The organism is Desulfovibrio sp. JY (assembly GCA_021730285.1).
Classification (GTDB): domain Bacteria; phylum Desulfobacterota; class Desulfovibrionia; order Desulfovibrionales; family Desulfovibrionaceae; genus Solidesulfovibrio.
In genome coordinates, this window is the sequence record CP082962.1 from 3,522,155 (window position 1) to 3,544,277 (window position 22,123).

21 protein-coding genes and 1 pseudogene are annotated in these 22,123 nt (G+C 65.5%); 16 read left to right on the top strand and 6 right to left on the bottom strand.

Annotation, left to right across the window (positions count from 1 at the left end):
* Positions 1–10 precede the first annotated feature (10 nt).
* Together K9F62_15720 and K9F62_15725 are read left to right on the top strand one after the other, a co-directional pair.
* The gene (locus tag K9F62_15720; protein UJX40137.1) at positions 11–607 is read left to right on the top strand and encodes an NAD(P)H-dependent oxidoreductase; all 597 of its coding nucleotides are present in this window, start codon (positions 11–13) and stop codon (positions 605–607) included.
* Positions 608–628: 21 nt separating this feature from the next.
* Entirely contained in the window at positions 629–829 is a 201-nt protein-coding gene (locus tag K9F62_15725; GenBank protein ID UJX40138.1) for a 4-oxalocrotonate tautomerase family protein, read from the top strand.
* A gap of 44 nt (positions 830–873) precedes the next feature.
* Here K9F62_15725 and K9F62_15730 read toward each other — a convergent pair whose 3' ends face one another.
* From K9F62_15730 to K9F62_15740, 3 genes are read right to left on the bottom strand one after another with little or no spacing between them, the layout of a single operon-like run.
* A complete protein-coding gene (locus K9F62_15730) occupies positions 874–1,314 on the bottom strand; it encodes a DMT family transporter (protein UJX40139.1) in 441 nt (146 codons plus the stop codon).
* A 15-nt stretch (positions 1,315–1,329) separates the two neighbouring features.
* Positions 1,330–1,737 carry a YccF domain-containing protein gene (locus K9F62_15735; GenBank protein ID UJX40140.1) on the bottom strand — a complete coding sequence of 136 codons (408 nt, stop codon included), beginning with the start codon at positions 1,735–1,737 and terminating at the stop codon, positions 1,330–1,332.
* A 15-nt stretch (positions 1,738–1,752) separates the two neighbouring features.
* Positions 1,753–2,595 (bottom strand): sulfurtransferase, encoded by an 843-nt coding sequence (locus K9F62_15740; protein ID UJX40141.1) that lies wholly within the window; start codon positions 2,593–2,595, stop codon positions 1,753–1,755.
* A gap of 112 nt (positions 2,596–2,707) precedes the next feature.
* Between K9F62_15740 and K9F62_15745 the strand changes: the two genes are divergently transcribed.
* The 12 genes from K9F62_15745 to K9F62_15800 all read left to right on the top strand — a co-directional run bounded on the left by K9F62_15745 (position 2,708) and on the right by K9F62_15800 (position 14,310).
* Complete coding sequence (locus K9F62_15745) at positions 2,708–3,208, top strand: rhodanese-like domain-containing protein (GenBank protein ID UJX40142.1); 501 nt, start codon at positions 2,708–2,710, stop codon at positions 3,206–3,208.
* Positions 3,205–3,624 carry a DoxX family membrane protein gene (locus K9F62_15750; GenBank protein UJX40143.1) on the top strand — a complete coding sequence of 140 codons (420 nt, stop codon included), beginning with the start codon at positions 3,205–3,207 and terminating at the stop codon, positions 3,622–3,624. The genes K9F62_15745 and K9F62_15750 overlap by 4 nt, the downstream gene beginning before the upstream one ends.
* A 10-nt stretch (positions 3,625–3,634) precedes the next feature.
* On the top strand, positions 3,635–4,270 hold the full coding sequence (locus K9F62_15755) for a TetR/AcrR family transcriptional regulator (protein ID UJX40144.1): 636 nt from the start codon (positions 3,635–3,637) through the stop codon (positions 4,268–4,270).
* Positions 4,271–4,412: 142 nt separating this feature from the next.
* Positions 4,413–5,177, top strand: coding sequence for an enoyl-ACP reductase (locus K9F62_15760; GenBank protein UJX40145.1), 765 nt, complete (start codon positions 4,413–4,415; stop codon positions 5,175–5,177).
* Between the two features lie 8 nt (positions 5,178–5,185).
* Positions 5,186–5,704, top strand: a complete 519-nt coding sequence (locus K9F62_15765) for a DUF2867 domain-containing protein (protein ID UJX40146.1) — start codon at positions 5,186–5,188, stop codon at positions 5,702–5,704.
* Between the two features lie 174 nt (positions 5,705–5,878).
* Positions 5,879–6,526, top strand: a complete 648-nt coding sequence (locus tag K9F62_15770) for a CerR family C-terminal domain-containing protein (GenBank protein UJX40147.1) — start codon at positions 5,879–5,881, stop codon at positions 6,524–6,526.
* Between the two features lie 43 nt (positions 6,527–6,569).
* A complete protein-coding gene (locus tag K9F62_15775; protein ID UJX40148.1) occupies positions 6,570–7,739 on the top strand; it encodes an acyltransferase family protein in 1,170 nt (389 codons plus the stop codon).
* A gap of 117 nt (positions 7,740–7,856) precedes the next feature.
* The gene (locus tag K9F62_15780; protein ID UJX40149.1) at positions 7,857–8,300 is read left to right on the top strand and encodes a DUF3795 domain-containing protein; all 444 of its coding nucleotides are present in this window, start codon (positions 7,857–7,859) and stop codon (positions 8,298–8,300) included.
* Positions 8,301–8,542: 242 nt separating this feature from the next.
* Entirely contained in the window at positions 8,543–9,382 is an 840-nt protein-coding gene (gene ehuB / locus K9F62_15785) for an ectoine/hydroxyectoine ABC transporter substrate-binding protein EhuB (protein ID UJX43227.1), read from the top strand.
* The gene (locus K9F62_15790; protein UJX40150.1) at positions 9,379–11,985 is read left to right on the top strand and encodes a response regulator; all 2,607 of its coding nucleotides are present in this window, start codon (positions 9,379–9,381) and stop codon (positions 11,983–11,985) included. Before ehuB ends, K9F62_15790 begins: the two co-directional genes overlap by 4 nt.
* A gap of 86 nt (positions 11,986–12,071) precedes the next feature.
* Complete coding sequence (locus tag K9F62_15795; GenBank protein ID UJX40151.1) at positions 12,072–13,718, top strand: alpha-keto acid decarboxylase family protein; 1,647 nt, start codon at positions 12,072–12,074, stop codon at positions 13,716–13,718.
* Between the two features lie 175 nt (positions 13,719–13,893).
* On the top strand, positions 13,894–14,310 hold the full coding sequence (locus K9F62_15800) for a secondary thiamine-phosphate synthase enzyme YjbQ (protein UJX40152.1): 417 nt from the start codon (positions 13,894–13,896) through the stop codon (positions 14,308–14,310).
* A 125-nt stretch (positions 14,311–14,435) separates the two neighbouring features.
* Here K9F62_15800 and K9F62_15805 read toward each other — a convergent pair whose 3' ends face one another.
* The 3 genes from K9F62_15805 to K9F62_15815 all read right to left on the bottom strand — a co-directional run bounded on the left by K9F62_15805 (position 14,436) and on the right by K9F62_15815 (position 19,488).
* Positions 14,436–16,130, bottom strand: coding sequence for an FAD-dependent oxidoreductase (locus K9F62_15805; protein UJX40153.1), 1,695 nt, complete (start codon positions 16,128–16,130; stop codon positions 14,436–14,438).
* Between the two features lie 252 nt (positions 16,131–16,382).
* Positions 16,383–17,489 (bottom strand): glycosyltransferase family 4 protein, encoded by a 1,107-nt coding sequence (locus K9F62_15810; GenBank protein ID UJX40154.1) that lies wholly within the window; start codon positions 17,487–17,489, stop codon positions 16,383–16,385.
* Positions 17,490–17,493: 4 nt separating this feature from the next.
* Complete coding sequence (locus K9F62_15815; GenBank protein UJX40155.1) at positions 17,494–19,488, bottom strand: glycosyltransferase; 1,995 nt, start codon at positions 19,486–19,488, stop codon at positions 17,494–17,496.
* A gap of 112 nt (positions 19,489–19,600) precedes the next feature.
* Between K9F62_15815 and K9F62_15820 the strand changes: the two genes are divergently transcribed.
* Together K9F62_15820 and K9F62_15825 are read left to right on the top strand one after the other, a co-directional pair.
* Complete coding sequence (locus K9F62_15820; GenBank protein ID UJX43228.1) at positions 19,601–20,467, top strand: ABC transporter permease; 867 nt, start codon at positions 19,601–19,603, stop codon at positions 20,465–20,467.
* Positions 20,457–21,830: pseudogene (locus K9F62_15825) on the top strand (ABC transporter ATP-binding protein). Before K9F62_15820 ends, K9F62_15825 begins: the two are co-directional and overlap by 11 nt.
* Positions 21,831–22,123: the final 293 nt, after the last annotated feature.

Below are 22,123 nucleotides of genomic sequence, written 5' to 3' on the forward strand. Positions count from 1 at the left end.
AAGGGGAACCATGCCGTACTCCGTCATCCTCGCCCATCCGCGTCCCGGCAGCTTCAACCATGCCCTGGCCCACGCCGCCTGCGCCGCCCTGGGGCATCTGGGGGCGGAGGTCCGCTTTCACGACCTCTATGCCGAGGGCTTCGATCCCTTGCTCGAAGCGCCCGAGATGGGCCGCGAGGCGTCGTTGTCCCCCTCCCTCGCGTTGCATTGCCGGGAGATCGTCGCCGCCGAGGGCATCGTCATCGTGCACCCCAACTGGTGGGGCATGCCGCCGGCCATTCTCACCGGCTGGGTGGATCGCGTCATGCGCCCCGGCGTCGCCTACGAATTCCTGGAAGGCGACAATGGCGAAGGCGTGCCGCGCGGGCTGCTTTCCGCCCGGGCGGCCGTGGTCATCAACACCTCCAACACGGCCCGGGAACGCGAAGTGCGCGTTTTCGGCGATCCGTTGGACCATATCTGGAAAGATTGCGTCTTCGGTCTGTGCGGCGTGGCCGATGTCCGCCGGCGCATGTTCGAAACCATCGTTACCAGTTCTTCCGAGACCAGGCTGGAATGGCTGCGCCAAACCGAAGCCCTCATCCTGGAAACCTTTGCCGTCTCCTGACGCCAGATCAAGGAGTGCCCCATGCCCTTCGTCAACATCAAGATCACTCGCGACGGAGCCACCCCGGAACAAAAAGCCCGCGTCATTGAGGGCGTCACCAATCTCCTGCGCGACGAACTCGGCAAGAACCCCCAGACCACCGTGGTCATCATCGAAGAAGTCGATACCGACAATTGGGGCATCGGCGGCGAGACCATCACGGTGCGCCGCGCGCGGGGGTAACCGGGCGAGGTGGGGTCCAGGGGAGGCGGAGCCTCCCCTGGCGCTTACATCCGAATCAAATACACGCCCGCCAAAAGCAGCACACTTCCGAGCAGCCGTTTGCCGTCGAAGGGGATGTGGGGGAAGCCGAGGAGGGCGTAGTTATCCAAGGCCATGGAGGCGGCCATCTGGCCGGCCAGGGTCAGGGCGATCATGGCGCCCGCGCCGATACGCGGGGCCAGGATGACGGTGGCGGTGACGAAGAAGGCTCCCAGCGAACCGCCGACCCAGTACCACCAGGGGGTGACTGGCAGGGCGCGGGACAGGGGCACGCTTTGGGCCATGACGGCGAGCACCAGGCCAAGGACCAGGGTGCCGACGAGAAACGACACGAAGGCGGCGGGGATGGCGCCGTTGATGACGTCGGCGAGCTTGGCGTTGATGCCGGCCTGGACGGGCATGAGCATGCCGGCGACGATGGCCAGGATGATAAAAGCCGTTTGCATCGGGGTGCTCCGTGATCAGTATTGCTTGTCGACGACGGTCTTGCCGATGGGGGCCAGGGCGAGCGTTGCCAGCTTGAGGTGTTGCAGGGCGAAGGGGATGCCGATGATGGTCACGAAGTTGGCCACGGCGGCGAGCAGGTGTCCGATGGCCAGCCACACGCCGCACAGTACGAACCAGATGATGTTGCCGAGAAGCCCGAACGGCCCGGTACCGATGTCTTCGCCCGAGACGTGGCGGCGATCGATGACTTCCTTGCCGAAGGGCCAAAACGACAGGTTGCCGAGAACGAAGCAGGCGCGGGTCCAGGGGATGCCGATGATGGTGATGGCCATGAGGATGCCGGCCAGGTACCAGCCGATGCCCATCCAGAATCCGCCGAGGATGAGCCAGAAGATGTTCATGAGGAAATTGACGGGCTGCATGGGCGCTCCTTTGGATTAGGTGGTGGGGATTTTGGCCAGGAGATTGGACACGGCGCGCAGATGGGTTTTTTCCTCCTGGGCGAGGGTCGTGTAGAGGCTGGCCGATTCGGTGTCGTCGGTTTTGGCGGCGAGCCGGGCGTAAAGGTCCAGGGCCTGGGCCTCCACCGATGAGGCCAGTTCCAGGGCTTCCCGGGCCGAGGCGGGCGTGCCGCCGAGCTGTTCCAGGAAAACGGCGCCGGGGAGGCCGCCTTCGAGCTCCGGGGACGCTCCGGCAAGCAGTGCCTCCAGGGCGGTCTCGTCGCCCGTTTCCTTGCGGTAGAGGCCGTGGACGTGGTGCAGGTGGCGCTGCTCGAAGCCAGCCAGGCGTTCGAAGGTGGGCTTGGTCGCGGCGTCCGCGTCTTTGGCCAGATTCGTGTAGAATCCGCCCAGGGCCGTTTCCATGCCGATGGCGGCCAGCAGGATTTCCCTGGGGGATTCGGTGCCGGTAAGAAGGGTCATGCCGGCGTCGGGCTTGCCGGTGGCGGCCGCGCCCTGCCAGGCCATGGCCCCGCCGAGCATGTTGATGATATGGGGGAATCCCGCGCCGGACAGGAGTTTGGCGGCGGCGGCGCTGCGACCTCCGGAGCGGCAGTAGACCACCACCGGTTTGTCGCGGTGGATGTCGCCCAGACGGTCGGGCAGGTCGGGCAGGGGAAGGAGCTTCGCGCCGGGCAGGTGGAATTCCTCGTATTCCTGCTCCATGCGGACATCGAGAAGCGTCAGGTCTTCCGGACGACTCTTGGCGAGCAATTCCCGGACGTCATCGGCCGAAGTATTGACCACGCCGGCGGGGCCGGACTGGTCTGGAGCGTGGGACATGGGCGTCTCCGGGGTTACGGGTTGCGCTTTGGTCGGCGGGTAGGGTACGAAACTGCCAACCTTGCCCATAGCATATGCTCGTGGGCGGGAAATCTTGTCAAGGCGGGCAGGTATGACGCACGGGCGCGGGCTGACCCCTTTGTGGGCCGAATTGCTGCTGATCGGCCTTCTTGGCGGCGGGATGGCGGTGGCCATGAACATGGCCCGGGCCGAACCCGTGCCATGGGTGATCGATTTCGCGGCGCAGGACAGGCGCGAGGCGCTGCAGCGCGGGCTTGAGACCATTGACGCCACGGGCGCCCGGATCATGCTGGGCAAGCCCGGCGTCGTTTTCATCGACGCCCGCACGCCCGGGGAATTCGCCGCAAGCCATGTGCCCGGGGCGAAGAACCTGCCCCAGGAAGCCATGTACGGCGATCTGGACCAGGCGACGAGTGCCTTGGGGCTGACCCACGAGGACAGGCTCATCGTCTATTGCGGGAATATTTTTTGCGACAAGAGCAAGGAGTTGGCCGAGGCGTTGCGCACGGCCGGCTATGCCTACGTCACGGTGGTGTCCGACGGGTTTGACGGCTGGCTGGCCGCCGGCGGCCCCACGGAGGGCGGCATATGAGGATTGTCGGCGCGGTGTTGCGCGTGGCGCTGGGGCTGGTCTTTTTGGCCGCCGCCTGGGACAAGATCGTTGACCCCATGGCCTTTGCCAAGATCATCCGCAACTATCAGATCGTCCCCGGCCAGCTTGTTGCCGGCGTGGCCCTGGTGCTGCCCTGGATCGAGGTGGTCGTCGGCATGTGCCTCATCACCGGTTTTCTTTCCCGTGGGGCCGGCCTGTCGGCATCCCTGATGATGGCCGTTTTCCTGGCGGCCATGGCCTGGACTTGGCACAAGGGCATCAGCACCCAGTGCGGCTGTTTCACCACCAAGGCCGACGACGCCATTTCCGCGAGGACGTTCGTGCGGGACGGGAGCATATTGGCCCTGGCCGTGCTCGTGACCGTGGAGAGTTTCGTGCGGGCCAGGCGCGTTTGAGGCAGGCCCCATGTCCGGGGTGAAGATCATTCCCATCGGCAAGCCGCTCACCGTGCGGCAGCGACTGCTGGAATCGCTCGGCGACGTGCTGGCCAGGCAGGGCTTCGACGGGCTGACGCTTGAGGCCGTCGTCAAAGAGGTCGGGCTCACGCGGACGGTGGTCCTGCGCCATTTCCAGAACCTCGACGACATGGTGACGGCTCTTGGCCAAAGCCCGGGCTTCTGGCCGCCGGTCGCCGAACTGCAGGACGGGGTGCCGGGCAGGTTCGCGGCCATGCCGCCCCAGGCCCAGTTGGCCCATTTTTTCAAGGCCACCATCCGGGGGCTTCTGGCCCGGCCGCGCACCCTCGACATCATGGCCTGGGAACTCCTGTCCCGAAACCGTTACTCCCGGCTGCTGGAATATCCCCGGGTGCGCCGCTCCCTGGAATTTTTCGAAACCGTCACGGGCGAGGTGCCCGAATCCCTGGACCTGACCGCCGTGGTGGCCGTGCTTGGCGGCGCGGCCATGTTCCTGACCGTGCGCTCCCGGCAAAGCGGGGTGTTCGGCGGACTCAACCTGTATGACGACGGAGACCGCGACCGCGTGGACAAGGTGCTGGATCTGCTGGTGGCCGGCATCCTGCGCGAGGGGGGGGACGGCTAGGGCCGCGTCCTGGGTTGCTCCGTTTTTGGGGTAAAAAACTCGCCAGTTTTTGCGGAAAAGCATACGTGGTCGATGAAGCTGTCTTCGTGATCCCTTCGCACGGGCCGCGAGGACGCAACACAAGTCGACCAAGGAGAATGCGATGTTGATGTCGGGAAAAAAGGTGTTGGTTTTCGGCGTGGTCAATGAACGCAGCATCGCCTACGGCATAGCCAAGGCCCTGCGCGACCAGGGCGCGACCCTGGCGCTCGGCTATGCCGCCGAGCCCATCCGCAAGCGCATCGAACCCATTGCCGCCAACCTGGGGGCGGACTTCGTCTTTCAGTGCAACGTGTCGGCGGACGAGGAGATCGCTAAAGCGGCCGAGCTCGTCCGCGAGAAGTGGGGCACGGTGGACTGCATGGTCCATTCCATCGCCTACGCCAACCGTGAGGACCTGACCGGCCGGTTCATCGACACCAGCCGTGAGGGATTCCGCATCGCCCTCGACGTTTCGGCCTATTCGCTGGTGGCCCTGTGCCGCGCCTTCGAGCCGCTCTTTTCCCCTGGCGCGTCGGTCATCACCATGAGCTATTATGGCTCGGGCCGGGTCGTGGCCAATTACAACGCCATGGGCGTGGCCAAATCCGCCCTGGAGGCAAGCGTCCGCTACCTGGCCGTGGACCTCGGCAAATCCGGTGTGCGCATCAACGCCATCAGCGCCGGCCCCGTACGCACCATGGCCGCCTCGGCCATAAGCGGCTTCCGCTCCATCCTCGAGACCATCGAGAAACGTTCGCCGCTTGGGCGCAACATCGGCCTGGAAGACATCGGCCGTTGCGCGCTCTACCTCGCCTCGGACCTGTCCTCGGGCACCACCGGCGAGGTGGTTTTCGTGGATTCCGGCTACAACATCATGGGCGTCTAAGGCACGGCATGGATGCCCGAAGCGAGGCGCTCGCCAGGTTGACCCGCCTTGGGGCGCTGCCAGCCGCGAACGGGCGCAAGCCGGATCACGTCGACATCCATAGGGTGCGCGGCGCGGTCGGGCTGCGCCGGTTCGTGGCCGGACTGCTGGGCCGTCGTCCGGGCTGGCTGCGGCTGCTCTACCGGGCGCGGGCGGTGCTGGCCCGCCTTCTTGGCCTGCAACAGGCCGGGGGGGCGCCGGCCGACGTGGGACCCGACGATGTGCCCATGACGCCGGGCGAACGGTTGTCCGTGTTTACGGTCGTGGCGGCCGATGCGGACAGCCACTGGGTGGCCGAAGGCGCGGATAAGCACTTGCGGGCCGTGCTGGCCGTTTTGGTCACGCCGGAACAGGACGGCCGCAACCGCTTCGATGTCGTGACCGTGGTCGAGTATCTGCATTGGACCGGACCGGTCTATTTCAACCTTATCCGACCCTTCCATCATCTCGTCGTCTGGCGGCTGGCGCGAACCGCGGCCAGGGGCTGACGTCCTTCGCGGCAGTATCCGTCGCCGGCAAGACGCTTGCCGACGTGCCGAAACCTTCTTTCGAGCCGGAGCGATCCGGCTCTTTTTTTATCCCTTCGTGGCGGTTGACAGGCCGGGTGAATTTTGAAACACACGTTCTAAACAAGTGTATAAAACATGTGTATAGGGGTAGGTATGGGCAGTGACACGCCAGTCGGCGTCAAGGAACGGCTGTTCCACGCGGCCGTACGGGTCTTTGCGGCCAAAGGCTACAAGGGCGCGACAGTTCGGGACATCTGCCGCGAGGCAAAGGGGGCCAACCTCAATGCCGTGCAGTACTATTTCGGGGGCAAGGACAAGCTGTACCAGGCCGTGCTCACGGTGCTTTTCACCGAAGGGGACCGACGTGTGCGCGAACGGCTCGCTTCCGACGACGAGGCGCTTCCCGAGGTGCGGCTTAGGCTGCTGCTGGAGGTGTTTTGCCAGGTGCTTTTTTCCCATAGCGAAATCGGGGATGCCTTTTTGCGCTTGTGGGCCATGGAACTGGCCAATCCGACGCCGTTTTTCGGCGACATGATCGAACGCCACAGCCGTCCCCAGACGCTGGCCATGCTGGACATCCTGTCCGCAATCCTCGGCCCGAAGGCGTCGCTGGAAGTGCTTGTGGAATGCATGATGAGCGTGCTTGGTCCGGCCGTGTATCAGGCGCTGCTTTGGCCGACCCTGCAGCGGATGTTCCCGGAGCATCCGCCCATGACGGAGCATTGGCCCCGTCTGGCCGACCACCTGTACCGTTTTTGCATGGCCGGGCTTGCGGCCGTGCGTGAAACCCTTGGAGAATGACGCCATGCGGGAACTGACGCCACAACCTGGGAGAATCCATTTTTTGGACAATATGCGGATGTTCGCGGTCGTAAGCGTCGTGGCGCTGCACGCCGCCATCGTGTATGCGCCGGTCGTACCGTGGTGGTATGTTCTGGACGGAAGCAAGAACGCCGTGTTCGATATTATTCTGGTCGCGACGGACGGCTATGTCATGCCGACGCTCTTTTTCATCGCCGGCTACTTTGCCTTGTCCTCCCTGCGGCGTCAGGGGCCCGGCGCCTTCCTGACCGCCAAGCTCAAGCGATTGGGGCTGCCGCTGGTCGTGCTGACCCTTTGCACCTGCCCGATCATCTCCTACGTGATTTATCGCGGCCAGGGGGGCAGCGAATCCTACTGGCGCTATTGGCTCGGCCTGTTGCCAACGGCCGTGGACTGGCAATACCGTCCCCTCCTTCCCGAGGCCATGGCGCGCGCCATATTGCCCTTTCACTTGTGGTTCCTGGGCCTGCTGCTGCTTTTTTGCGGACTCCTGGCCGTCGCCCGCATTGCTATTCCCGGGCGGGAGCGGGGCCGGCCTGATGCCGCCTCGGGTCCCGGATTGGGCCTGTTCGCCTGGCTGGTGTTGGCTGTTGGCGTGGCCGAGGCCGCAGCCCAGGTATTCGTTTCGGACATCGCCTGGTTCGCTTTTGGCCCGTTTTTCTTGTGGCAGCCGGCGCGGTTGCCGCTTTATCTGGGGATGTTCCTGCTCGGGGCCTACGCCTGGGATCGCGGCTGGTTCAGGGCGCACCGGGTGTGCGGGAAAACCTGGCTGTGGGGCCTGGCGACGCTTTTGGCCTTTCTTTTCATGGCGGGCATTGGCGGGAGCCTGGCGACGCGGCATTTCGTGTGGCTCCTGGCGGCCTACGGCCTGGCCCGGACGTTTTTCGCCGTGGCTGTCCTTTTTTTGCTCGCGGGATTCGGGCAGCGGCGCTGGAACCGGCCGGGTGGTGTGAGCGGGAGCCTTGCCGCCGTCTCCTACGACATCTATCTGGCCCATTTTCCCCTGGTCATCGTGTTGGGATACCTGCTGGCGGGAAGTGATCGGACGGCCCTGCTCAAGTTTCCGATCGTCTTTTTCGGCAGCCTTGGCGTCTGTTGGGGAGCGAGCCGGATCGTCAGGCCGTTGCGTCTGGCCTGGGCGGCGGCGCTTATCGTCGGGGCCGTGGCCTTGTGCCTGATGCCGTGGCGATAACGGGCCGCATCTCTTGCCGGGCGGATGCGGAAAAGCCTATACGCGACGAAACGCCGGCCGCCCGTGCCAGGGCGAACGCCGCCAACCGATCCTGAGGCTCGTCGCCCGAGGAGTCCGATGCAACATTCCGAACTGCTGCGCCGCATCGCCCCTTGCGGCCTGGATTGCGGCCGCTGTCTGGACAATCCCGAAAGCCCCATCGCGCGCCATGCCGGGGCGCTCAAGGAGGAGCTGGGCGGTTTCGCCAAGCGGGCCGCCATGTTTGCCGGGTTCGATCCGGTCTTTGCCGCCTATGCCGATTTCGAACGTGTGCTGGACAGGCTCGCCGCCGGCTCCTGCCGCGGTTGTCGGGAAGGGGATTGCCTGTTCGCCGCCTGCCGGGTCAAGGACTGCGTCGGCGAGCACGGCCTGGACTTTTGCTGTGACTGCCCGGAGTTCGATACCTGCGATCCGGGATTGCCGCCGACCCTGGCCAGGCGTTGGCGGGAAAACAACCGCCGGATGTTTACGCTGGGCCTTGGCGCCTATGCGGACTGGCTTGCCGAGCAACCCCGCTATTGATCCCGCCTTTGCGGGCAACGCCCCGTGGTGCTTCGCGCCGGGAACGAGGCCGCTCCTTCGCCGCCCGGACGAAAAACGGCCCGTGTCTTTTATCGACCGGCGTTTTGCCGTGTGCCCCCAGCAAAAATCGACTTCCGTTGCCATGGCCGTGAAGAGGGTGTAGGCTGAAAGAGCAGGCCTCATGACGGCCAGGCAGCGGCGGTGGCGTGGTGATTTCGGCAAACGGCAACCGGCGGCAGGGCATGGGCAAGCTTTGGGGCTATCTCGCCGTCTCGGCGCTGGTGGCAGGCGGCGTGGTCGGCGCGCTGCTCTACATCCGCGCCGGAAACCAGGCGTCCGAGCCCGTGTGGTCCGGGCCGGGGATACGGATCGGCTATTCCAGCGAAGCGCCGTACGCGTTTCGTGCCGAAAACGGCGACGTTACCGGCCAGTCGCCCGAGATTGCCAAGGCCGTCCTGGAGAAAATCGGCGTCGCCCCCATCCGCTGGGTGCTGCTCGATTTCGGCCAGGCCATCCCGGAGTTGCTTGCCGGCCGCATCGACATGATCGCCAACGGACTTTTCGTCACCCCCGAACGGGCGGCCAGGGTCCTTTTTTCCCTGCCCTACAGCCAGGCCTTGCCCGGGCTTTTGGTGCGCCGGGGCAATCCCCACGCTTTGCATTCCTACGCGGAGGCGGCAAAAAAGGCCGGTGTCACGGCCGCCGTGCTGGACGGGTCGGTGGAGCAGGCCGAGTTGACAGCCCTTGGCATGCCGCCGGGACGTCTTTTCGTCGTGCCCGATCCTATGGCCGGGCTTGCCGCCGTACGCGCCGGTCGGGCCGACTGTCTGGCCCTGACTGCGCCGACGGTGTCCTGGTTCGCGCGTCAGGCCCCGGATGACGTCGCCGTTGCCGAGCCCTTTTACGAAGCGCCCGATGCCGTGCCCGGAGAGAACGCCTTTGCCTTCCGTCCGGTCGATCGCGATCTGGCGGATCGGGTCAACACCGCCCTGCGATCCTACATCGGCACGCCGGAACATGAAAAGCGGGTGGAGGCGTTCGGCTTCGACCCGCAGTCCCTGCCGGCCTGGAGCCGCCGATGAGGCGGGAATCGGAAGCGGGCCGGTTGATCGTTTTCGGCTCCAGGGGGTGGATCGACCTGCATCTGTACGCCATGGCCTCGGTGGCCATCCTCTCCGGCGTGCTGCTGTGGTGGACCAACGCCTCGTGGCGGGAAAACTTCGCCTTCTATCCCCCGATCGTCGAGAGACTGCGCCAGGCCAGGGCCGATATCGTCCGGGGTTATCTGGCCGTGGAGCGCCATCTGGCCGGCGAACCCGACATTCGGTTGGCGGATGCCGACGCCTTTTTCGAGCAGGCCGCCCAGAGTGTGGCCGACATCCAGGTCAAGCTTCGCGCCGTGGCCGCGAGGAGCGAATTTTCCGACGGTCTCGCGCAGTTCGAACTCAGGCTCGGCGATTACCATCAGGAAATTCTGCGCTTCGAGGCCCTGTCCCGGGCCAGTCTCAAGGCCGTCGTCGCCCGGAAGGGGTATTACGGGGTGGAGCGGCAGGCTTCCTACGCGGCCATGGAAAAGCTGGCCGACGCCATCGACGCGGTGCTGGATAAGCGTATCGCGACCGTGGCCCGCCAGCGGGACAGGATCAACCGGGTACTTTTTTTCGTTTGGCTGTCCTTTCTGGCTTTTCTGGCCGTAAGCCTCGCCCTGGCCGGGGCCAGACGCCGCAAGGCCGAAAAGGCCCTGATCGAAAGCGAGGGCAAGTACCGCTTGCTTTTCGACCAGGTCATGGACGTCATTTTGCTCGTGGACGAGCAAACGGGGCGCATCCTCGACTGCAACCAGGCCGTGGCCACGGAATGGGGCTTCGACCGGGAGGAAATAATCGGCAAGAACCCGTCCAGGCTGCGCCTGCCGCCGGATGGCTCCGCGACCGAGGTCCGCTATGCCAACGGCCGTCGGGCGGTCCTGCGCGAAACCCGGCTGGTCACGCGTCTGGGAGAGGTGCGCATGGCCTCGGTCCGGACCGGCTTTTTCAGCTTCGGTGGCCGACAGGTGCGGCTCGACATCTTTCGCGACGTCACGGAACGCAACAAGGATGATACCGCGCTCAAGGAACGCGCGGCCATGCTGCGCGGGCTCGGGGACAACCTGCCCGACGGCGTGATCTACAAGTACGAACTCCTGGCGGACAGGACGCGGCGGTTCCTGTACGTCAGCCAGGGCGTGGAGCGGCTTTTCCACGTGACCGTGCCCGAGGCCCTGGCCGATGCCTCCTCCGTTTTGTCCCGCATCGAGCCCGAGGGACTCGACGCCCTGCGCCATGCCGAGATGCGGGCCATGGACAATCTGGCGGTCATCGACGTGCAGGCGCGTTTCACGGACGGGCAGGGGACGCTGCGTTGGGGCCAGTTTCGGGCCGCTCCCCGGCGTACGGCCGCGGGCGGGGTGATCTTCGACGGGTTGCTCTTCGACGTGACCGGGCAAAAGCGCACCGAGGAAAGTCTGCGTCTGGCCAAATCCGAAGCCGAGGCGGCAAGCCTGGCCAAGAGCGAATTCCTGGCCAACATCAGCCACGAGGTCCGCACGCCGCTCAACGGCGTGCTCGGCATGCTGCAACTGCTCGAGACCTCCCGCCTGTCGGCCGAGGACGCGTCGCATGTGGCCACGGCGCTTGCCTGCGGGCGCGGCCTTGTCCGGGTGCTGGCCGACATTCTCGATTTCAGCCTGATCGAGGCCGGCCGGCTTGTCCTGCGCCGGGACGCCTGCGACATCCGAAGCGTGATCGCGGACGTTTTCGGCGTGCTCTCCCTGGAGTGCGAGAAAAGAGGGTTGTGCGCCACCTTTGACGTGGCGGGGGACGTGCCGGCCTTTGTCGCCACCGACGCCGCGCGGCTGCGGCAGATCCTTTTCAACGTGGTCGGCAATGCCGTCAAGTTCACCCCGTACGGCACGGTGCACCTGCACGTCTCCCTGGCCTCGCGCCGGGGAGAGGAGACGCATCTGCTTTTTGCCGTGCGCGACACCGGCATCGGCATTCCGGAAGACCGGATGGAAGCCATTTTCGAGCCCTTCACCCAGATCGACGGGTCCCTGACCCGCAAATACGGCGGCACGGGCCTGGGCCTTGGCATCGTCAAGCGGCTGGTGGGGCTTTTGGACGGCCATATCACCGTGGAGAGCCAACCGGGCGGCGGCACGGAGTTCGCCTTCACCATCCGTTGTCGCGAGACGGCCCCGCCGGCGCCCAAAGCCGCCCCGCCGCGCGACGAAGCGGGCGCGACGGCTCCAGCCCGCGTGCTCGTGGTCGAGGACGAGGCCATAAACCGCATGGCCACGGTTTCCATGCTGGGCAAGCTCGGGTTTGACGCCAGCGCCGTGACGGATGGCGACGAGGCCCTCGACGCCCTGGCCGCCGGCGACTATGACGTGGTGCTCATGGATATCCAGATGCCGAGACTCAGCGGCGACGAGGCGACACGCCGCATCCGTCGCGGGGACACGCCCGGCGTCGATCCGCTTATTCCCATCATCGCCCTGACCGCCCATGCCATGGATGGCGATAAGGATCGCTACCTGGCCTGCGGTATGAACGATTATCTCTCCAAGCCGGTGGACATCACGGCGCTTGGCCGGGCCGTGGCCAGAGCCGCCACCCTGCGCCGGGCCATCACGGAAATGAATTGACATTCCTTTCCGCCGTCCGGGTGTCTTGACTCCATGGCCTGGACGTGTTTGACCATGAAAGATGCAAACAAGCGGGAGGTTTGTCCATGACCGCGACTGTAGTGGAACATTTGATGACGCGCCTGAAGCAGATCGGCGTGACGGACGTGTTCGGCGTCCCCGGGGACTTTTCCTTCGCCCTAAACGACGCTGTGGACAACGATCCGGACATGCGCTGGATCGGCTGCTGCAACGAACTTAATGCCGCCTATGCCGCCGACGGCTATGCCCGGGTCAAGGGTCGCTCCGCCCTGTGCACCACCTACGGCGTGGGTGAGCTTTCGGCCCTGTGCGGCGTGGCCGGCTCCTACACGGAGCATCTGCCCGTCATCCATCTGGTCGGCATGCCGACCGTATCCACCCAAAAGGCCCGGCGCATCGTGCACCACACGCTCGGCACCGGCAATTTCGAGGCTTACGCCGACATGACCAAGCCGGTGGTGGCCGCAAGCGCCATTCTGACCCCGGAAAACGCGGCCTGCCAGATCGAGCGTTGCCTGGAAGCGGCCGTGGCCCGTAACCGGCCCGTCTACATGGCCCTGCCCCAGGATTACGCCGACAAGGCGTTGGCCGGGGAGCTCGTCTGCGCCCCCGAGGCGCCGCAAAGCGACCCGGGCGCCTTGGCTGCGGCCATCGACGCCATCACCGAGAAGATAGGCGCGGCGCGCTCGGCCGTGGTTCTGGCCGGCTATCTCATCGCCCGGCTCGGCCTGCGCCAGGTGGCCAAGGGGCTTTTGACCCGCACCGGGCTGCCTTTCGCCACCATGTTCATGGACAAGACCGCCCTGGATGAGACCTTGCCTGGCTACATCGGTCTCTACGACGGCCGGATCATGAACCCCGAGGTGCGCGATTTCGTCGAGGGCTGCGACTGCGTGCTCAATATCGGCGCGCTGTGGAGCGATTTCAACACCGGCGCTTTTACCGCCAAGATCGACCCCACGCGCATGATCGCGATCATGCAGCACGAGGTGCGGGTGGGGCACGCCACCTTCCTCGATGTGGAGATGCGCGACGTGCTGGAAGGGCTGGCCAAGGTCCTGCCGGCCAAACCGGCGAAGGTGAAAAATCCGGCCGGCCTCGGCGAGCCCAAGGGCGCGCCGGACGACCCCATCTGTCCGGACTACCTGTACCCGCGCTTCGAGAAGTTTCTGTGCGAAGGCGACATCGTCATGGCCGAGACCGGCACCATCTCCATGGGGCTGGGGTTTGCCAAGATGCCGACCGGGGCGGAATTTTTCAACCAGACCCTGTGGGGCTCCATCGGCTGGGCCACGCCGGCCGCCTTTGGCGCGGCCATGGCCGCGCCGGACCGCCGCACGCTCCTTTTCACCGGCGAGGGCTCGCATCAGATGACGGCCCAGGAAATCGGCCAGTTCGGCCGCTACGATCTCAAACCCATTATCTTCTGCCTCAATAACGACGGGTACCTGATTGAACGGCTGCTCTGCAAGGACCCCAAGAGTTCCTACAACGACCTCGCGCCCTGGAATTACACCCAGCTTCCCGCCGCCTTCGGCATGGCCGACTGGTACTGCGCCAAGGCTTCGACCAATGCCGAGTTGGAAGCGGTCATGGCCAAGGCCGAGACCTGCGGCACCGGAGCCTATATCGAGGTGGTCATGGACCAGATGGCGGCCTCACCCCTGGCCAAAAAGCTCGGGGAATCCATCCAGACGCTGTACAGCAAGTAGAGTAAGAGCGGAGGTAGAGAAGAAAGTGCGAGAGGGGAAACCCTGTAAAAAAGGGCAGTAGCCCCTCTCGCGCTCTCCCTTTCCTCCATTTTTCATCCGGCACCTGTTGCCCGTAACGCACTCCACATTAAAAATTTTGCGAATGTGGGGGCTGGAGCAACTTCGGAGTAGCGACATGAAGAGCTATCGCAAGGAGCTTTGGTTGAACGTCCCCTCCCGGCGGGGATTTATCAACATCACCCACGAGGTCGAGGCCTGCCTCGCCGAATCCGGCGTGCGCGAAGGGCTGTGTCTGGTCAACGCCATGCACATCACCGCCTCGGTCTTCATCAACGACGACGAATCAGGCTTGCACCACGACTACGAGGTCTGGCTGGAAAAGCTCGCTCCCCACGAACCCGTCTCCGGCTATCGCCACAACGTCGGCGAGGACAATGCCGATGCGCATATGAAGCGGCAGATCATGGGGCGCGAGGTTGTGGTGGCCATTACCGAAGGGCAGCTGGACTTCGGCACCTGGGAGCGCATCTTTTACGGGGAATTCGACGGCCGGCGTAGAAAGCGGGTGCTGGTCAAGATCATCGGCGAATAGCGCGCCTGTTTCGCAGCCGCCGCCACACCGTTTGTACCACCCCATCCGTTAAAAAGTTTCGGAAGGGGAGAGTGCGAGAGGGGAACCCCTTTGAAAAGAGGTTCTCCTCTCGCCTTTCTTCGTTCTTATTTCTCCAGCTTGAACGGCCAAGCGACAAGGCCGCCTTCCATGACGGTCACGTTGTCGTAACCGTTGGCCGCAAGCACTCGCTGGGCCTCGTAGCCGCGCATGGACACCTTGCAGTAGGTGACGATGGGCGCGTGCTTGTCCGCCGGCAGCTCGCCAAGGCGTTTGCGCAGCTGGCCGAGCGGCACCAGCTTCTCGCCGAGCCCGAGGCGCATCTGCTCGAACTCGTTTTGGCCGCGCACGTCGAGCAAAAACGGCTTTTCCCCGGCGTCCAGGCGTGCCTTGACCGCCACGCTCGTTTCTCCGACCAAAAGCCCGCGCATCTTGTTTTGCAGCACATGGGCCGTGGCGATGGCATGGTCGATGGCCAGGGAGAACGGCGGGGCGTAGGGCAGGTCGGCCATGGCCACGTCGTCCACGGTCAGGCCGCCGAGGATGGCCATGGCCATTTCCGAGGCCTGCCGGTTGACGTTGCCGAGGCCCACGCAGGCAAACCCGAGGATGCGGCCGGTCTTGGCGTCGGCGATGAGCTTGGACACCACCGGCTTGGCGCCCATGAACCCGGGCTTGTCCGGGCTGGCGTTTATGGCCGTGACCACGTCGAAGCCGGCTTCCCGGGCCTTGCGCTCGGAAAGCCCCGAGGAGGCGGCGGCGAAATCGAACACCTTGCAGATGCCGCTGCCGATGGTTCCGGGGAAGGTGGCCGTATCGCCGAGGACCGCGTTTTCGCCGGCCACGCGGCCTTCGAGGTTGGCCAGGTCGCCGAAGGGGGCCAGCATGGGCGCGTTCGTGATCCGGTTTTTGATCTCCACGCAGTCGCCGGCTGCGTAGATGTCCGGATCGGAGGTGCGCATGTGTTCGTCGGTGACGATGCCGCCCGTGGGGCCGAGCGCCAGGCCGGCGTCCTTGGCCAGGGCGGTGTTCGGGGCCACGCCGATGGCCATGACCACGAGGGTGCAGGGCAGTTCCTTGCCGTCGGCCAGGGTCACGCCGGACACCTTGCCGTCCTGGCCGTTGATGGCCGAGATGCCGACGCCGGTGATGATCTTCGCGCCCTTGGACGTGGCGTGCTTTTGCACGAGAAGCGCCAACTCGGGGTCGAGAAAGCTCAGGATCTGAGGCAGGGCCTCGACCACGGTCACGTCCATGCCGGCCGTGACGAGCGCCTCGCAGGTCTCCATGCCGATGAGCCCGCCGCCGACGATGACGGCCTTGCCGCCTTTGCTGGCCGCAGCCAGGGCGCGCAGCCCGTCGGCGTCCTCGAGGCTCGCCAGCGTGGTCACGCCGTCGAGTTCGCGTCCCGGGATGGGCGGTACCTTGGGCCGGGAGCCGGTGCACACGATCAGCTTGTCGTAGGGCAGATGGCCCGTCTCGCCGGAATCCACGCGTTTCCAGGCCACGGTCTTGGCCTTGCGGTCGATGGCCGTGACCTCGGTCGAAACCTTGGCCGTGATGCCCTTGGCCCCGGCGAAAAAGGCCGGGTCGCGCACCACCCCGGCCGGAGTGGCGAGCAGCATGTCGCGGCCCTTGACCTCGCCGGCCACATAGTATGGATAACCACAGGAGGCCATGGACAGTTCCGGGGCTTTTTGCAGCAGGGTGACTTCCGCTTCCTCGTTGAGCCTTTTGGCCCGGGAAGCGGCCTTGGGACCGGCGGCCGTGCCGCCAATGACGACGATGCGTGCGGTACTCATGAAGAAATGCTCCTTGTTGGTTTGCGTTGTATGGGTCGGCCGCGTCCGCGGCCTGGGGCGCTCGCTCTCAATTTCGATACAGTTCATACCGTAAACTAAAATGGGGCGCAAGTATTCTGGCGGAAAGAAGATGGTGTCGCGGCAAGTGAGGAAAGGCGGGAAGAGCGGCCGATCGGTGGGCCAGGGAAATACGATCGTATTCCCGAAAAAATGATTCGAAGGGGCGGCGTATAAACGGCGCCGGGACGGAAACTAGCGCCGGCCGGTGTGGGCCGCTTCTTCCAAGGCCTCGAGGGTGAGGCGGGCCGTGCGTGCCCAGGTGTAGCCGGCCTCGTTGGCCAGGCCCTTTCGGATGAGCGATTCCCGCAGTGTTTCGTCGGTGGCGACGCGCACGAGCGCCTCGGCCCAGGCCGCAACATCGGTCGGATCGACCAGGAGCGCGCCGTCCCCGGCCACTTCGGGCAGGGACGTGGCCCGGGCGCAGACGACCGGCGTGCGGCTGGCCTGGGCTTCGAGCACCGGCAGGCCGAATCCCTCGAAAAGGGAGGGAAAGGCGAGGGCCCTGGCGCTTTGGTAGAGAAGCGGCATCTCCGCCGGGGCCACATGGCCAAGGCGTTTCACCCGGCCGGCGAGGCCGAGCCGCGCCACGGTGGCCGCGAAATCCTCGCTCCAGGCGTAGCCGCCGGTAACGGCCAGGTCGCAGGGGAGGCGGTCGCCGGCGGCGGCAAAGGCGGCTAAAAGCGTGTCCAGGTTTTTTCGCGGCGAGATGTTGCCGGCATAGAGGATGAAGTTGCGCTTGAGGCCGTGTTTGTGGCGAAAGGCGTCGAGGGCCTCCTGCGACGCCGGACGGCGGAAGGCCGGATCGCAGGCCAGCGGCGTGACGCTGACCCGTTCGGGCCGGGCGTGCGTTAAGCGCAACACATCGGCCCGCGTGTGCTCGGAGATGGCCACGAGCCTCTCGGCCCGTCTGGCGCTGTAGCGGATGGCCCGGCGCATGTAGAGGGTGTCGGCGCGCTTGTACATGCGCAGCGTGGGGTGGAAATAACCGAGGTCGAGCATGGCCGTCACCGCCGGGCAGGGGATGTTCGGCGGCATGTTGGACGACGGGAAAAAGGCCACGTCCGCCCCGCTTCCGCGCAGGGCCAGGGGCAGGGCCAGCCAGTCGAAGGCCAGGCGGTTTCGTACCGGCAGCACCACCTCCGTGGCGTCGGGAAAGGTGCCCAGGTGGCTTTTATGCGGATAATAGAGGATGAGTTCGTGCCCGCCGAGGGTGAGAAGCGCCCGCACGAGGCCGAGCAGGTATTCCTTGGGGCCGCCGGAAGGGTAGTCCAGGCTGCGGGCGCTGATGGCGATGCGCATAACGTTAGCCGGCCAGCCCGTGTTTTTTGCGGGCGTAGGCCCGCATGGGTTCCAGGCGGGCGTTGACCTGGGTCGGGAGTTTGCGGCCGCCAAGGAGCGCGCCGAGCTGGGCCAGGATCGATTCCAGCCGGATTTCCAGGGTCACGAGCTTGATGGCCAGCTCATGGAGCGGCCCACTGCCGTGGCGGTGCTGGCAGGCGTGAAGGTCCCGGCGAAAAACGTCGCGCCAAGTGGCGGTCTTGGCCGAAGGGTGCAACCGGAAGGAAGCGATCACACGCGGAATGCGCACGATTTTCCCCTGCCGGCTGATGCGCTCGAACAGGTCGTAGTCCATGCAGTAGGTGAAGCGGGCGTCCATGCCGCCGGCGGCCAGGTAGGCCTCGCGCCGGAAAAAGGTGGACTGCTGGGGCACGGCCATGGTGTGGCGCATCTGCCGGGCCGAAGGGGCGAGCACCATGTCGATCATGACGGGCTTGCCGTCCGGGTCGGTCAGCACCGTGTCTCCGGTGACCATGACCGCCTCGGGGTGTCGGGCGAAGGCTTCGGCTACGGCGGCGAGCGCGCCGTCGTCCCAGAGGATGTCGTCGGAATTGAGCCAGCCCATGACCTCGCCCGTGGCCATGGCGAAGCCTTCGGCCAGGGCCGCCGTCTGGCCGGCGTCCGGGGCGCTGCGCCAATAGGCGAGTCCTTTGTCCCACTTGCGCAGGATATCCGGTGTGGCGTCGGTGGAGCCGCCATCGAGCACGATATGCTCCACGGTGACGCCCTGTTGCCCGGCCACGCTGGCGAGCGTTTCCGGGAGAAAATCCGCCTGGTTGAACGACGGCGTAACGATGCTGACCTTGGGCAGGCGAAGCGGCTTCTGGCCCGAGGCTTCGTGCAGGGCGGCGTAGACGTGTTCGGCACAAGCCTTCCAGGAAAAATACGCGGCCCGGTCAAGGCCGAGCGCGATTTGCCGGGCGCGCAAGCCGGCGTCACCTCGCAGGCGGGTCAGAATAGCGGCCAGGGCCGCATCGTCGTCGGGAGGGAAGGGCAGGCCGGCCAGCCCGGCGGCTTCGGGCAGCGAGGCCGCGTCGGCATAGGCCACGGGAATGCCACTGGCCATGGCCTCCAGAATGGGCAGGCCGAAGCCCTCGTAGCGCGAGGGGAAGACGAAGGCCGTCGCCGCCCGGTAGGCAAGCCCCACGTCCGCATCGGAAAGGTAGCCCAGACAGGTGAGCCAGTCCGCGCCCGCCGCCTCCGGGGCGAGCCTGGCCAGGGCCGCCGGGTCGCCGTGCCCCACCAGGGCCAGGCGCAGGGGGCTTTCGGACGAGGCGGCATTGAAACGCGCCATGGCCCGCAGCACCACGCCGAGATTTTTGTGGGCCATGAGGTTGCCCACGCAAAGGACATAATCCCCCGTGAGCCCATGCGCCGCCCGAAATGCGCTCACGGCCGGCGCGTCCTCGGGACAAAGCGGCCGGAACCGCTCATGGTCCACGGCGCAAAGATCCGTCGGCCGCACCCGGCAGGCGAGCGGGCCGTAGACCCGCACCAACTCCCGCCGGGTGAAGGCCGAAAGCGTCAGGGGAATGGTCAGGCGCGTAAGGCTCGCCTTCTGGCGGGCGGCGAAAACGGCCCGGATGTGCCAGGGCAGCGTGTGGGGCAGGCACTTGTAGAGCACGTCATTGACCACGCCGACGCTACGCCCCAAAAAAGCCAGGGGCAGCAGCCCATCCGGGGCGTAGTGCACGTCCGCCCGGGCGGTCAGGATCTGCCAGGCCATGCCGGTCTGCTGCCAGGCATAGAGCGAGGGAACGTTGACCGTGTGGGCCCGCGCGCCGCCGGCGGCGACGACATCCAGGGCGGTGCGGTTGACGAGGGGCTTGCCCGAGACCAGAATCAACTCGTCGCGGCTGGCCGCCAAGTGCGCCAGATGCGGCAAAATGGATTCCAGACAGCGGCCGATGCCGGTGCGCTGGGGATGGGAAAGGGAACTGGCGTCTATGGTGATGCGCATGAATCGTGTTCCAGGGAATGAAGGCCGCGAGACGACCGTATCGACGGATGCGTTGACATGCGTCAATTCCATCGAATATGCAACCGGCTCCATGCAGGCGTCTCAAATGGTTATGGTCGTGCGAAGGCCCCGTGCCGGATCGTTTTGGTCCGGCCTTTTGGCCGGTCTTTCGCCGGCGGGCTTTGCGCGGCATTTCTGGCGACGGCGCGAGGTGCTTGCCACCTTTGCCCGCATCGAATTTCTGTCGCGCTACCACGGCGCCCAACTTGGCTTTTTGTGGGGGCTGGTTTCCCCCCTGGCCACCCTGGCCGTTTATACCTTCGTTTTTTCGGTCGTGTTCAAGGCTCGATGGGCCGGCGGCGCGGGCCATGACGGGGGCATCACCGGCTATGCGCTGATCCTTTTTACGGGCTTGGCGATTTTCGAAGTCTTTGCCGGCAGCGTCAACCGCACGCCAAGGCTGCTCACGGAAAACGTCAATTTCATCAAAAAGGTGCTCTTCCCCCTGGAAATCCTGCCGGTCGGCATCCTGTGCGCCGCCATTCTGGAATCCTTTATCAGCCTGGGGTTGGTGGCCCTTGGCGTACTCATTACCACCGGCTCGCTTTCCTGGACCATCGTTTTCGCGCCCCTGGCCTACATTCCGCTGACCATGTTCACCCTCGGCATCTGCTGGTTCCTGGCCCCGGTCGGCGTGTTCCTCAAGGACCTCGGCAACATGGTGGCCGTGGCCGTGCAGCTCTACTTTTTCGCCACGCCCATCCTGTATCCGCTTTCCGCCGTGCCCGAACCCTACCGCCACCTGCTGGCGCTTAATCCCCTGCATCCCGTGGTCGACCACCTGCGCCGCACCATCATCTGGGGACAGATGCCCGATTGGACGGCGCTCGCCCTGGTCACGCTCGCCAGCGCCCTGGTCATGCTGGCCGGATACGCCTTTTTCATGAGCGTCAAGAGGCTTTTTGCCGATGCCGTCTGACGTATCCCCCGTCATCGACGCCCGGGGCGTCTCCAAGATGTACGAACTCTACGACCGGCCCCAGGACCGGTTGCGCCAGCTGCTCTGGCCCGGCGGCAAGCCGCTTTACCGCGAGCATTGGGCGCTTCGCGACATCTCCTTTACGGTCATGCCCGGCGAGGCCTTCGGCATCATCGGCAAAAACGGGGCCGGCAAATCCACCCTGCTGCAAATCCTGGCCGGCGTCCTCGAGCCCACCGCCGGCGAGGTGGTCCTGCCCGAACGCACCACCGCGCTTTTGGAACTCGGCTCCGGGTTCAAGCCGGAATTCACCGGCCGCCAGAACGTCTACGTCAACGCCGCCGTGCTCGGCATCCCGCGTAGCGTGGTCGAGGAGCGCATGGAGGAGGTGGCGGCTTTTGCCGACATCGGCCCCCATTTCGACCAGCCGGTCAAGACCTATTCCAGCGGCATGTTTCTGCGTCTGGCCTTTGCCGTGACCACGAGCCTGGAGCCGGAAGTGCTCATCATCGACGAGGCGCTGGCCGTGGGCGACGTCTTTTTCCGCCAGAAATGCTACCAGCGACTGGAAGGGCTGCTTTCGCGCGGCACGGTGGTGGTGCTCGTGTCCCATGCCATGAACGACGTGGCCCAGTTCTGCCACCGGGCGCTTCTTATCGAACGCGGCCGGGCCGCGTTTCTCGGCGACGCGGCAGCGGCGGTCAAACGCTACATGGTCGGCGACGGCGGCGGATCTGCCTCCCGGTCCTCCGGTGAAAATACACCCCTGTCCCTGGAGCTTCCCGCCGAGGAGGATGACGACGGCTTTTGGCCGGAGCCCGACGCCTTCCTTGACCTTGCAAGCGTAGCCGCCGCCAGCAACGACTGGGCCGCCTGCACCCACGTGGCCGTCTGCGACGCCTCGGGCCATGCCTGCCGCAGCTTCGAGCAGGGCGAGACCGTCTCCATTTTCTGCCGCTACGCCGTCGCCCATGACCTGGAAGTGGCCGTGGCCGGCGTGGAGATCATAAACGACAAGCGCGTCATCGTGTTCGGCAAGAACACCCTGCAATTTAACTGCGAACACCCGACCGCCACCCCGGCCGGGGCAAGCCTGCGCGTGCGCTTCGATATCAGCCTGGACCTGGCTCCCGGCGAATATACCTTCAACCTTGGCTTTTCGGCCCTGAGCCTCGCGGACTTCAACCGCCGCTCGAACCTTTCCCATCAGGAACTGGAGAGCCGCACCACCGTCATCTCCATCCTGACCAAGGCCGGGGATCTCATGGTCACCTTCCGCAGCCGCGACACCACGCCCGTGCAGCTCACCCACCACGGCGTGGCCAACCTGCCCGGACAGGCGGCCATGCGGCTGTATGGTGGCGGCGGGGAAGGCCGCCGGGGCGCTGCCCCGGGCCCCGGCAGGGGAGGCTCTGCCTCCCCTGCACCCCTTCGCCGGGGGACTTGATGTCCCCCGGACCCCCTTTTACCGGGGTGGGGTAGGGTGCCGAGTTTTTGGGGAACGGCGGGGCCTCGACGTTTGTCGCCGCAATCGGCCCGGCGGCACGAGGGGCTGGGGCCCCTCGACGCCGGACGCGATTGCGGCGACAAGGTGCGCCAGCGGCGAAGCGCCGCATGGAAGAATTTAAGGAATAGGGCGAACGGAATGGAAGATAG